Genomic DNA, 11,508 nt, shown 5'->3' with positions numbered 1-11,508 from the left:
GGGGACAGACGTCAAAGTCTAGTGAGAGTGACGCAAAGTCGCGTCACAAGAGCATGCCCGTAACGTCCCGTCCGCCGGTATACAGGTCGGCCGTAAGATGTCCGAGTGAGTCTCTACCGTGACGAAGGCGTGGTCCTGCGCACCCAGAAACTCGGTGAGGCGGACCGCATCGTCACCATCCTGGCCAAGCGTACGGGCAAGATCCGGGCGGTGGCGCGCGGCGTCCGCCGCACGAAGTCGCGCTTCGGGGCCAGGCTGGAGCCGTTCACGCACGTCGACCTGCAGTTGCACACCGGCCGCACGCTCGACGTCGTCACCCAGGCGGAGACGATCAGACCCTACGGAGAGGCGCTGGCCGCCGACTACCCCCGCTACACCGCGGGCAGCGCGATGCTGGAGACCGCCGACCGGCTCACGCACGGGGAGAAGGAGCCGGCGCTGCGGCAGTTCCTGCTGCTGGTGGGCGGGCTGCGCACGCTGGCCGACCGCGGTCACGAGGCCAGGCTGGTCCTCGACGCCTACTTCCTGCGCTCCCTGGCCGTGGCGGGCTACGCCCCCGCGCTGGAGGCGTGCGCGAAGTGCCAGGCGCCGGCGATCAGGGCGTTCGCCATCGTGGCCGGCGGCGTGGTGTGCGGGGCGTGCAAGCCGTCCGGCTCGGCCGTGCCCGCGGGCGAGACGATCGGGCTCATGACGGCGCTGCTGCGCGGCGACTGGGCCACCGCGGACGCCTCCGAGTCACGCCACCGCAGCGAGTGCAGCGGCCTGGTCGCCGCATACCTGCAATGGCACCTCGAACACGGAATACGCTCTCTCCGACACGTCGAAAGGGAGCCCGCGTGAACGTACGACCTCCGTCCCCGCACCCGTCGGGGGCGACCCCGCCGCCCATCCCGCGCGAGCTGGTGCCCCAGCATGTCGCCATCGTCATGGACGGCAACGGCCGCTGGGCCAAGGCCCGCGGCCTGCCCCGCACGGAGGGGCACAAGGCGGGCGAGTCCTCGCTGTTCGACGTCATCGAAGGGGCCATCGAGCTGGGCGTCCCCTACCTGAGCGCGTACGCGTTCTCGACGGAGAACTGGAAGCGCTCGCCCGACGAGGTGCGCTTCCTCATGGGCTTCAACCGCGACGTGATCCGGCGGCGGCGCGACGAGCTCAACGCCATGGGCGTGCGCGTGCGCTGGGCGGGCCGGCCGGGGCGGCTGTGGAAGAGCGTCATCTCCGAGCTGCAGACGGCCGAGGAGATGACCACGTCCAACCGGACGCTCACATTGCAGTTCTGCGTCAATTACGGCGGGCAGGCCGAGATCGTCGACGCCGCGCTCAAGCTGGCGCAGGATCTCGCGGCCGGGCGGGTCAAGCCCTCCAAGGTGAACGAGAAGGTCTTCGCCCGGTATCTGGACGAGCCGGAGATCCCGCCGGTCGACCTGTTCCTGCGCTCGTCGGGGGAGCAGCGTTTCTCCAACTTCCTGCTGTGGCAGTCGGCCTACGCCGAGATGGTCTTCCTCGACCGGTTGTGGCCCGACTTCGACCGGCGCGACCTGTGGGACGCGTGCGAGATCTTCGCCAAGCGCGACCGGCGCTACGGCGGAGCGATCCCCAACCAGGTCCAGCCGGGCCCGCACCGGCTCTAGCCGGCTCCCAGCGCCCGGATGCTGTCGAAGCGGCTGAGCGCCTGCTCGAAGGCGGCGGGGGAGACCGAGATGCCGCCGCTGAACGGGAAGTCGAGCTGGTAGACCAGGAACAGCACCAGCCCCACCATGCCGCCCACGGCCGCCGCCATGGTGATGTGCACCCTGCGGTTGGAGCTGCCGCACAGGACCGCGGGCAGCAGCGCCACCAGCCCGCAGCCGGCCAGCGCCACCCACAGCAGCGGCGGCACGCCGGTGTCGGCCATCTGGGCGCGGGCGCGGCGGGCGTCCAGGACGGCCTGCATGCGGCTCATGGCCTGCCCGTAGCGGGCGGACGGGCCGCTGCCCTCGGGCTGGACGGTCTGGAAGAAGGCGCGGATCCGGTCGGAGCCCCTCCAGGCGTTGGGCGACAGGCGGTGCTGACCGGCCATGAGGGGCCATTCCTCGCGGACCACCGTGGTGACGTAGCCGGTGGCGAGGGTCTGCAGGGTGGCGCGCTGGGGGGCGGGGAGCGCGCGGGAGTACCAGAAGACGTCCGTCAGGTTGCTGGCCTCGGTCGCGCTGGTCTCGGTGGCGGTGTTGACCTGGTTCCAGGCGGCGACGACGACCAGGCCGATGCTGACGGCGAAGAGGGTGCCGACGATGCCGGTGATCACACCGCTGCTGTCGCGGTAGTCCTGGCGGGTCTGTGCGGGGATGACGCGGTTGGCGACGTAGGCGGCCAGGCCGGCGAGGGCGGCGACCGTCATGGCGACGAGCAGGCCGATGGTGGCGATGAGCAAAGGTTACCTCACTTTCTGTGCATGAATGATTGCGCAGAGTGATTACCTGTCGCCAGAGGGTGATCGGAGTTCTTCTTCAGTACGAGGCGGGGCGCACCAGCCCCCTCTCGTAGGCGTGCACGGCGGCCTGGGTCCGGTCGCAGCCCCAGCTTGACCAGAATGCGGCTGACGTGGCTCTTGACGGTCTGCTCCGCCAGCACCAGCCGCTCGGCGATCTCCGCGTTCGACAGGAGGCGGCCCGGCTGGCCGCGCGCTGGCTGATGCCGGCCGAGGCGACCGGCGAGGACGGCAAGCGGGCGCGGGGCTGGGTGACGGGCCTCGACCCGTACGGGATGACGGCGGTGATCGCCGTCGAGGGCGCGCGCCGCCTCGTCTCGGACGGCGCGCCGGCGGGGGCGCTGACGCCCGCGCAGGGCCCGGCGCAGTTCGCCGGGATCGCTGCCGGAGGAGGCGGGTGCGCCTTCGTCCTCCGCCTCCAGCAGCCCCGGCCACCCACGGCAGCGGGGGCGTCACGTGAGCAGGCGGCGGCGGTAGCCCTCGGCCACCGCCGAGGCTCGATCACGAACGCCGAGTTTGTCGTAGATGTGTTGCAGATGGGTCTTGATGCTCGCTTCGCCGATGAACAACGCTGTCGCGGCCTCTCGATTCGAGCTGCCGTTCGCGACCAGTTGCAGGACCTGCTTCTCCCGATCGGTCAGTGTGCCGGCGCCGGGCCTTCGAACCTGCCCCATGAGGTGCTGCGTCACCGACGGCGCGAGCACCGACTCTCCGCGCGCGGCTGCCCGGACGGCTCGCGTCAGTTCGTCGGGCAGGGCATCCTTCAGGAGATATCCGATCGCCCCCGCTTCGATCGCCGGCAGTACGTCGCTCTCACTGTCGAAGGTGGTCAGGATCAGCACCCGGGCACTCGGGGCCCGCTCGCGCAGGGCCGCGGTCGCGGCGACGCCGTCCATCCCGGGCATCCGGAGGTCCATGAGCACGACATCCGCTGCGAGCAGCTGCGCGCGTTCGATGCCCTCGGCGCCGTCCGCGGCCTCACCGACCACGACGATGTCCTCGGCGTCGGCGAAGGTGTCGCGAAGACCGCTCCTCACGATCGGATGGTCGTCGACGATCACGAGCCGAATCATCGGCCGGTCTCCCCCTCTGCTCTCGTGCCCCCGGGGGCGATCGCGGGAACGCGCGCGCTGACGGATGTCCCTTCACCCGGTGTGCTCTGCACCTCGACGTGACCGCCGACCCCTCTGATGCGCTGGCGCATGCTCGTCAGGCCGAAGCCGGTGCCGCCCCCTTTCGCGAACCCGCGTCCATCATCCCGCACGTCCAGCAGCACCTCGGTGCCCGCGTACGACAGCGTGACACCGACGCGCGAGGCCTCAGCGTGCTTGGCCACGTTGGTCAGCGACTCCTGCGCGACCCGGAAGAGCGACACCTCGATCGCCGGGCTCAGCGGCTCCCGGGTGCCGGTGACCTCCATCTGCGCGTTGATGCCCTGGTCCCGCGACCATCGCTCGGTCAACGCGCGCAGCGCGTCGGGCAGGTGCGCTCGCCCCAGTTCCTGGGGAGCGAGCGCCTGCACGGACCGCCTGGCCTCGGTCAGACTGCTGCGCGCGAGCCGAAGTGCACGCGCGACGTGCTCTTCCGTCTCGCCCCGCATGCTCGCGGAACGCTGCGCCGCCTGGAGCTGTGTGATGATGCCGGCCAGCCCCTGGGCCAGGGTGTCGTGGATTTCGCCGGCCAGTCGCTGCCGCTCGTCCTGCGCCCCGGACTCACGGGCCTGGGCGACCAGTTGCGCGTGGAGCCCGGCGTTCTCGTGCAGTGCCGCCTCGAGCCGCTCGACGAGTTCCTCCCGCTTGCGTTCCTCTGGCTCGCTGCGCGCCGTCAGCAGGATGCCCACCCCGATGGCCGCGGTCTGCACGGCGACGATCAGGGCGAACTCGGCGAGCATGCCAGGGGTCGGGTCAGCCCACGCGAGCATCGCCGAGCCGTTGAGGGCCACGGAGGTGGCCAGGACTCCGAGCACCCCCAACGGCCACGGCCTGAGCAGGTACGCGTGGAAGAAACCCGCGACGGTGAAGACGAGGAAGATGTCGGAGTACGTCATGAGGGCGACGCACAGCGCCAGCAGCCCGACGAAGAAGACGCCCGCCGGCACGGGCCGGAGCGTCCTCCTCCTGATGGGCAGCGTGTGACCGAACAGCACCCACAGCACCGAGACCGCGACCAGCCCGAGGACGGATGCGCCCCCGGGCCAGAAGCGTTCGCCGGAGCCCGGAAGCACCCACGAGAAGTAGACCGCCGTCGAGATCGTCAGCAGCAGCCACGGTGTGATCAACTGCAGCAGGTCCCAGATCCGTAGCTGCTCCTGTTTCCAGGCCAACCGGGAGCGATTCGCGATCTCCGCCTCTTCCGCGATCGCGGCTTCGTGCGTCCCGGAGCTCGGGCGCTCACCGGCCCCGGCATCCCGCGTCATCGACATCTACTCCCAGCGGAAGAGCTTTGCGGCGATCGCGCTCGCGGTCACTGCGATACCCGCCATTATGGCAATCTGCAGCCAGAAGGGCTGCCCGCCGGCGGTGGCGGTGATCTCGCCCGCCTCGGTGGACCACGCCGCGGTGAGAGCCTGCAGCCCGGGCGGGATGAATTCGCCGGCCTCGCGCAGCACGTCGGGCATGAGGACCCGGGGCAGGAAGGCTCCGCCGAAGAACATCAGCGCGATGAACAGGAGGGTGCCGATCTGGTTCGCGGCACTGCTCGTGCGGGCCACGGCCGCGGAGATCATGCCGAGCCCGAGCAGCGCCGCATAGCCGACGATGAAGGCGACGGCGAACTCCAGGGGCCGCTCGGGCGGCGCGATGTCCAGCACCGCCCACGCGAGGAACGTCATGAGCGCCGCGGAGACGACCACGGAGGCGAACGCGACCATCATCTGCGCGAGCAGGACACTGCGCGGATGCACAGGAGTGGTCGACAGCCTGCGCAGGATGCCGCGCTCACGATACGTCGCGATCGCCGCCGGGATGTGCTGCACGGCGATCATCACCATCCCGAACACCAGCGCGGTCGGCGCCCAGATGTCGATGGACCGCAGCCCGCCGGTTTCCGGCGACGACTCGCTGAGCGCCGGGATGGAACCCAGCCCGAGCAGGAGTCCCGTCGGGAACAGCACGCCGAAGACGACGGTGGCGGAGTCTCGAAGGAAGAGTCTCGTCTCGACCTTGACCATCTTCAGGAGAGCACGCATCAGTCAGCCCTCCTCTCGGAGGGTTCCGGGGAGTGCGGGGCGCGTCCCGTGAAGGCCACGAACGCGTCGTCGAGGTTGCGCTGGTCGACGCGGAGATCCTCCGCCACGACCTGCGCCCTGGCCAGAGCCCCCGCGACGCTGCTCAGAAGCTGTCCCCTGCCGGTGACCAGCCAGCGGCCCTCGTTGATCTCGACACTGCTCACGTCGGGAAGCTCGGTCAGGACACTCTTGTCCAGCGGCTGACTCACGCGGAACCGGACCTGCTGCACCGCGCTCGACCGCGCGATCAGCCCTGCGGGCGTGTCCACCGCGGCGACCCGGCCGCCGTCGATGACGGCGATCCGGTCGCTGAGGCGCTCCGCCTCCTCCATGAAGTGCGTGACGAGGAGGATCGTGACGCCCGTGTCACGGACCTGCTCGATGAGGCTCCAGGTGTCACGCCTCGCCTGCGGGTCCAGTCCCGTCGTGAGCTCGTCGAGAATCGCGACCCTCGGATTGCCGACCAGGGCGATCGCGATCGAGAGCCGCTGCTTCTGCCCGCCTGAGAGCGCCTTGTACCGCGTGTTGCGCTTCCCCGCGAGGCCGAGGAGCTCCATGAGCTCGCGCCAGTCGGCGGGGTTCCGGTAGAAGGAGCTGTAGAGCTCGAGCGCTTCGGCGACCTTGATCGCGTCCGGGAAGCTGCTCTCCTGCAGTTGCACGCCGAGTCGCTCCCGTACCTCCGCCCGGTCCTTGATCGGGTCGAGCCCCAGCACGGAGATCGAGCCCGAGTCGGGCGTTCGCAGGCCGGCGATGCTCTCGACGGTCGTCGTCTTGCCGGCGCCGTTGGGCCCGATGATGCCGAAGATCTCCCCCTCCTCGACGGTGAAGGAGACGTCGTGGACGGCGACGTGCTCTCCGTAGCGCTTGTGCAGGTTTCGTACTTCCAACGCGGTCATGCTGCGACGTTACGGACGGACCACACCCCGCCACATCGACCGTGGCGTCTGCGCTCGGGTTGATACGCGCCTCCACCGTTCGGTGGATGCCCGGCACAACTGCGGAGCGCCCGGAGCCACCCTCGGCTCGCACGCCGGCCGGGCGAACGAGGCCCTCGGGGGTGAGGGTCAGGCGCGGCGGCGGGCGCGATAGGCGGCGACGTGCATGCGGTTGCCGCACGTGCGGCTGTCGCAGTACACCCGGGACCGGTTGCGGGACTCGTCCACGAAGACGCGGTCGCAGTCGGGGGCCGAGCAGGTGCGCAGGCGTTCGGCCTCGCCTTCCACCAGCAGGTGGGCGAGGGCGACGCCGCAGTCGGCCGCCACGTGCTCCGCCAGGGTGGCGTCGGCGGCGAAGTAGTGCACGTGCAGCGGGTGGCCGTCGTGCTCCGTCAGGCGGGGGGTGATGCGGGTCTCGGCCAGCAGCGCGTTGAGGGTGCGGACGGCCGTGGGCTGGTCGGGGGCGGTGAAGACGCGGTGGAAGGCCTCCCGGACCATGCGGACCTGGCCCAGGTCGCGGGCCGTGAGCGTGCTGACGCCGCTGACCTTGCGGGACTCCACGAACGCCTGCAGTTCGGCCAGCCCGGCCAGGCCCTCGTCGCCTCCGGTGGAGGGCGAGGTGTTGACCAGTTCGACAACGGTGGCCAGAGAATGCACCATGTCATGGCCAAACGGCATGTTGACTCCTGTCCGCGCCGGGTTCTAGCGTGGTCGCAGCGTATCTCCTGTACGGGGTTCGGGGGGTTTCTGTGAGTGCACATCGCCGTATCGTGCTGATCGCGATAGCCGGTGCGCTCATCATCTCCACCTCCGCTCCTCTCGTGCGCTTATCAGGTGTATCGCCGGCCACCTCGGCGTTGTTCCGGTGCGCGTACGCGGTGCCGCCCATGCTGCTGCTGGCCTGGCTGGAGAGGCGCAGGCTCGGGCCGCTGCCGCGCCGGGCTGTCCTGATGTCCTGGGCGGCGGGGGTGGTGTTCGCGCTCGACCTGCTGTTCTGGCATCACGCGATCGAGTACGTCGGCGCGGGGCTGGCGACCGTGCTGGGGAACCTCCAGGTGTTCATCGTGGCGTTCGCCGCCTGGGCGCTGTTCGGGGAGCGGCCGTCCTCGCCGTTGATGGTCGGGACGCCGGTCGTGTTCGCCGGGGTCGTGCTGATCTCCGGGGTGTTCGACAGCGCCGCCTACGGGAGCGATCCGTTGCTGGGGGTGGCCGCCGGGGTGGCGACCTCGCTGGCGTACGCGGCTTACCTGCTGCTGCTCAAGGGCGGGTCCGACAGGGCCGCGGGGCCGCTCGCCCATGCGACGGTGGTGGCGACCGCGGCCATCGCCCTGCTCAGCCCGCTGTTCGGAGGCGCCGGGCTCGCGCCGAGCTGGCCGGCGCACGGATGGCTGCTGCTGCTCGCGCTGGGGCCGCAGTTGCTGGGGTGGTCGCTGATCACGTACTCGCTGCCGCGCCAGCCTGCCGCGCTCACCTCGCTGCTGCTGCTCGTGCAGCCCATGTCCACGGTCGCCATTTCCACGCTGGCGCTCGGCGAGCGGCCGTCGGTGCTGCAGCTCGCCGGATGCGCTGTGGTCGTGCTGGGGGTGCTGTACGGCTCTCGCCGCTCTCCCTCTCCCCGCCCGGCGGAGGCGCGGGAGAAGGTCGGGGAAGCCCGCTGAGGGCGGCCTCAGCCCGTCGGGGCCGGAGCGGGCAGGGGAAGCCCGGCCTCAGCCCGTCCGGGCCGGGGCCGTGGAGCAGGACGAGCAGGTGCCGAAGACCTCGACCGTGTGGGTGATCTCGGTGAAGCCGTGCTCGCTGCCCACCGCCTCGGCCCACCGCTCGACGGCCGGCCCCGCCACCTCCACGGTGCGGCCGCACCGGCGGCACACCAGATGGTGGTGATGGGTGTCGGTCGCGCACGCGCGGTAGACGGACTCGCCGTCGTCGGTGCGCAGCACGTCGACCTGGCCCTTGTCGGCCAGCGCCTGCAACGCCCGGTAGACGGTGGTCAGCCCGATCTTCGCCCCGTGCAGGCGCATCTCGGCATAGACGTCCTGCGCGCTACGGAAACCCTCGCTCTGGCGGAGGGTGTCGTGCACTGCATCGCGCCTCGTCGTCATGCGACCTCCTCGACGCGCAGCTTTGGTCGCTCGCTCAATGTCGACTCCTGGGTACGGCTTCGGCGTACGAATTTACCGACACCGAGGGCCAGGACGAAGCCGGCGAGCGCAAGAAGCACGATCGCGGCCCCCGGAGGGACCTTGGCGGAGTAGGTGGAGGCGAGCAGCCCGCCCACGGAGGCGATCACGCCGAACAGCATGGCCAGCCCCATCGTGGTGCGGAAGCCGCGGGTGAGCTGCTGGCTGGTGGCCACCGGGATCACCATCAGCGCGCTGACGAGCAGCAGGCCGACCACCCGCATGGCGATGACGACGGTGAGGGCGGCGGTGACGGCGATGAGCAGGCTCAGGAAACGCACCGGCAGGCCGCTGGCCTTGGCCATCTCCTCGTCCTGGCAGAGGACGAACAGCTCCCTGCCGAAGATCACCACGACCGCGATCACGGCGGCGGCCAGCGCGGCGATGATCCAGATGTCCTCGACGGTGACGCTGGCGATGGCGCCGAACAGGTAGGAGTTCAGCTTGGCGTTGCTGCCGCCGGGCGCGATGCCCATGAGCATGACGCCGCCCGCGATCCCCCCGTAGAACAGCAGCGCGAGCGCCACGTCGCCGCTGGTGCGGCCGCGGGCCCTGACCAGCTCGATGGCCACGGCGCCGGCGATGGACACCAGCACGGCGGTGAGCACGGGCGCGGTGCCGGTCAGGAAGCCGAGCGCCACGCCGGTCAGCGCCACGTGCCCGATGCCGTCGCCCAGCAGCGACAGCCGCCGCTGCACGATGAACGTGCCGACGGCGGGCGCGCAGAGGCCCACCAGCAGCGCCGCGATGAGCGCGAGCTGGAAGAGCTCCTCCTGGAGAAGTTCGAAGATCACCTTGGTTCCCCCTGCCACCCGGTGAGCGGGCCCCCCACGGGCTCCTCGGCGTGCGGGTGCTGGTGCTCGTGCCCAGGCCTGGCGCAGTCGCCCTCCGGGCGGGGCGGCCGGCCGTCGTGGGCGATGCGGCCCTCGCGGATCACCACGCCGCGCGTGATGATCGGCTCCAGCGGGCCCAGCTCGTGCGCCACCAGCACCACGGTCCTGCCGGCCTCGACCAGGCCGGCCAGCGTGTCGGCGAGCAACTGCTGGGTCTCGGCGTCCACGCCCGCGGTGGGCTCGTCCATCACGTACGTGTCGGGCTCCCCGGCCAGGGCCCTGGCGATGAGCACCCGCTGCTGCTGCCCCCCTGACAGCGACTGCACGGGGTCACCCGCCCTGTCGGCGAGCCTGACGGCCTCCAGCGCGCTCGCCACGGCCGCCCTGTCGGCCGCGCTGGTCCTGCGGAGCCTGCTCTGCCTGGCGATCCGGCCCGAGGCGACGACCTCGCGCACGGTCGCGGGCACGCCGCCGCCGACCTGGAGCCGCTGCGGCACGTAGCCGATGCGCCACCAGTCGCGGAACCTGCCGGGCGGGGCGCCGTACACCAGGGTCTGGCCGCTGGTCAGCGGCGTGAGGCCGAGCAGCGTACGCACCAGCGTCGACTTGCCCGAGCCGTTGGCGCCCAGGAGGGCGACGACCTCCCCGGGACAGACGGTCAGGTCGATCCCCCGGAGGACGGGCTTGCCATCGAAGGAGACCCGGCCGTCGGTCATCGCGAAGGCCGTTTCGCTCATGCCGTACACCCCAGTGCTGTTTGTAGTGTTTTGAGGTTATCGCGCATGGCGGACAGGTAATCCCCCGAGGGCTTGCTCTCCAGCGGGTCCAGGACGGCCGTCTTGGCTCCGACCTGGCTCGCGAGCACCTCGGCGACCTTCGGGCTGACCAGGGACTCGGTGAAGATCGTGGTGACGCCCTCGGCCTTGGCCAGCTTGGCCACCTCCGACAGGCGGGTGGGCGACGGCTCGGTCTCGGGGTCGAGCGTGATGCCGACCTGCTTGAGCTTGTAGCGGTCGGCCAGGTAGCCGAAGGCCTCGTGCGCGGTGACCAGCGTCTTGGTCGTGCACGTGCTGAGCCCCTGGGTGAACTCCTGGTCGAGCGTGCCCAGCGTGGCGGCGGTCGTGGCGGCGCGGTCCTTGTAGCCCTGGGCGTGCGCGGGGTCGGCCGTGGCCAGGCGCTCGCCGAGCTCGGTGGCGACGGTGGCCAGGCGGGAGGGGTCGAGCCAGAGGTGCGGGTCGTAGGAGAGCTCCTCGTGCCCGTGCTCCTCCTCGGCGTGACCCTCCTCCTCCGCGTGGCCCTCCTCCGCGTGCTCGCCCGCGGGGATCGTGGTGACGGCGGTGGCGGCGTCGAAGCTCTTCTCGGCCTCCACGGCGTCGTCCACGGCCGGCTGGATGCCCTTGATGTAGACGGTCAGCGCGGCGCCCTTGAGCTCGGTGACCTGCTGGATGCTCAGCTCCAGGTCATGCGGCTCGACGCCGGGCGCGGTCAGGCCGGTCACGGTCGCGTCGGATCCCCCGACCTGCTCGGTCAGCCACTGCAGCGGGTAGAACGCCGCCACCACCTCGGGCTTCCCCGCGGAAGCGGCGGTGGTGGACTCCGCGGAGCCGGAGTCGGAGCCGCAGGCTGCAGTGGCGGTGAGCAGGGCGGCTGCGGCCAGCACGCCGACAGCCCTCGACCGGGAAAATCCTGACATCATGTGAGTCAGTATGCGTCGGAATGAAAATGGTTGTCAAAATCTGGATGTGACTAGTGGGATGCCGGGCGGCGGCTGGGGGCCAGGCGCGCCGCACGGCATCCCGTCATCACCCCGGTGATCGTGCGCCGGCAGAGCCGTTGCCGGCGCCCGAGGTGACGCCTGTGGGGCCCGGCC

General features: G+C 70.9%; 14 protein-coding genes. 3 read left to right on the top strand and 11 right to left on the bottom strand.

All coding sequences use genetic code 11. From position 1 onward, the window contains the following. Positions 1 to 105 precede the first annotated feature (105 nt). Together recO and HD597_RS38220 are read left to right on the top strand one after the other, a co-directional pair. On the top strand, positions 106 to 840 hold the full coding sequence (gene recO, locus HD597_RS38225) for a DNA repair protein RecO (RefSeq protein ID WP_253748859.1): 735 nt from the start codon (positions 106 to 108) through the stop codon (positions 838 to 840). Continuing rightward, entirely contained in the window at positions 837 to 1,631 is a 795-nt protein-coding gene (locus HD597_RS38220; protein ID WP_253748857.1) for an isoprenyl transferase, read from the top strand. The genes recO and HD597_RS38220 overlap by 4 nt, the downstream gene beginning before the upstream one ends. Here the strand turns inward: HD597_RS38220 and HD597_RS38215 are convergent. The 7 genes from HD597_RS38215 to HD597_RS38185 all read right to left on the bottom strand — a co-directional run bounded on the left by HD597_RS38215 (position 1,628) and on the right by HD597_RS38185 (position 7,306). Continuing rightward, a complete protein-coding gene (locus HD597_RS38215; RefSeq protein ID WP_253748854.1) occupies positions 1,628 to 2,410 on the bottom strand; it encodes a bestrophin-like domain in 783 nt (260 codons plus the stop codon). The genes HD597_RS38220 and HD597_RS38215 overlap by 4 nt on opposite strands. Before the next feature lie 8 nt (positions 2,411 to 2,418). After that, complete coding sequence (locus HD597_RS67015) at positions 2,419 to 2,610, bottom strand: hypothetical protein (RefSeq protein ID WP_372513453.1); 192 nt, start codon at positions 2,608 to 2,610, stop codon at positions 2,419 to 2,421. Positions 2,611 to 2,919: 309 nt separating this feature from the next. Then, a complete protein-coding gene (locus tag HD597_RS38205; RefSeq protein WP_253748852.1) occupies positions 2,920 to 3,540 on the bottom strand; it encodes a response regulator in 621 nt (206 codons plus the stop codon). Continuing rightward, positions 3,537 to 4,883, bottom strand: coding sequence for a sensor histidine kinase (locus HD597_RS38200; RefSeq protein ID WP_253748850.1), 1,347 nt, complete (start codon positions 4,881 to 4,883; stop codon positions 3,537 to 3,539). The genes HD597_RS38205 and HD597_RS38200 overlap by 4 nt, the downstream gene beginning before the upstream one ends. A gap of 6 nt (positions 4,884 to 4,889) precedes the next feature. Next, on the bottom strand, positions 4,890 to 5,636 hold the full coding sequence (locus HD597_RS38195; RefSeq protein ID WP_253748849.1) for an ABC transporter permease: 747 nt from the start codon (positions 5,634 to 5,636) through the stop codon (positions 4,890 to 4,892). Between the two features lie 17 nt (positions 5,637 to 5,653). Continuing rightward, positions 5,654 to 6,589 (bottom strand): ABC transporter ATP-binding protein, encoded by a 936-nt coding sequence (locus HD597_RS38190; RefSeq protein WP_253748847.1) that lies wholly within the window; start codon positions 6,587 to 6,589, stop codon positions 5,654 to 5,656. A 168-nt stretch (positions 6,590 to 6,757) separates the two neighbouring features. Continuing rightward, positions 6,758 to 7,306 (bottom strand): CGNR zinc finger domain-containing protein, encoded by a 549-nt coding sequence (locus tag HD597_RS38185; RefSeq protein WP_253748845.1) that lies wholly within the window; start codon positions 7,304 to 7,306, stop codon positions 6,758 to 6,760. A gap of 92 nt (positions 7,307 to 7,398) precedes the next feature. On the opposite strand from HD597_RS38185, the gene HD597_RS38180 reads away from it, so the two are divergent. Further along, positions 7,399 to 8,286 carry a DMT family transporter gene (locus tag HD597_RS38180; protein WP_253748843.1) on the top strand — a complete coding sequence of 296 codons (888 nt, stop codon included), beginning with the start codon at positions 7,399 to 7,401 and terminating at the stop codon, positions 8,284 to 8,286. A gap of 48 nt (positions 8,287 to 8,334) precedes the next feature. On the opposite strand, the gene HD597_RS38175 is transcribed toward HD597_RS38180, so the two are convergent. The 4 genes from HD597_RS38175 to HD597_RS38160 are packed head-to-tail and all read right to left on the bottom strand — an operon-like array spanning position 8,335 to position 11,334. Then, on the bottom strand, positions 8,335 to 8,727 hold the full coding sequence (locus HD597_RS38175; protein ID WP_185109010.1) for a Fur family transcriptional regulator: 393 nt from the start codon (positions 8,725 to 8,727) through the stop codon (positions 8,335 to 8,337). Next, on the bottom strand, positions 8,724 to 9,596 hold the full coding sequence (locus HD597_RS38170; RefSeq protein WP_253759631.1) for a metal ABC transporter permease: 873 nt from the start codon (positions 9,594 to 9,596) through the stop codon (positions 8,724 to 8,726). Before HD597_RS38170 ends, HD597_RS38175 begins: the two co-directional genes overlap by 4 nt. Continuing rightward, positions 9,596 to 10,375 carry a metal ABC transporter ATP-binding protein gene (locus HD597_RS38165; RefSeq protein WP_253748841.1) on the bottom strand — a complete coding sequence of 260 codons (780 nt, stop codon included), beginning with the start codon at positions 10,373 to 10,375 and terminating at the stop codon, positions 9,596 to 9,598. Before HD597_RS38165 ends, HD597_RS38170 begins: the two co-directional genes overlap by 1 nt. Next, positions 10,372 to 11,334, bottom strand: a complete 963-nt coding sequence (locus HD597_RS38160) for a metal ABC transporter substrate-binding protein (RefSeq protein WP_253748839.1) — start codon at positions 11,332 to 11,334, stop codon at positions 10,372 to 10,374. Before HD597_RS38160 ends, HD597_RS38165 begins: the two co-directional genes overlap by 4 nt. Between the last annotated feature and the right edge of the window lie 174 nt (positions 11,335 to 11,508).

It is taken from the genome of Nonomuraea thailandensis, from assembly GCF_024172165.1.
Classification (GTDB): Bacteria; Actinomycetota; Actinomycetes; order Streptosporangiales; family Streptosporangiaceae; genus Nonomuraea; species Nonomuraea thailandensis.
Note: the sequence above shows the minus strand (reverse complement) of the source record. Positions and strands in the feature narration are given on the sequence as shown.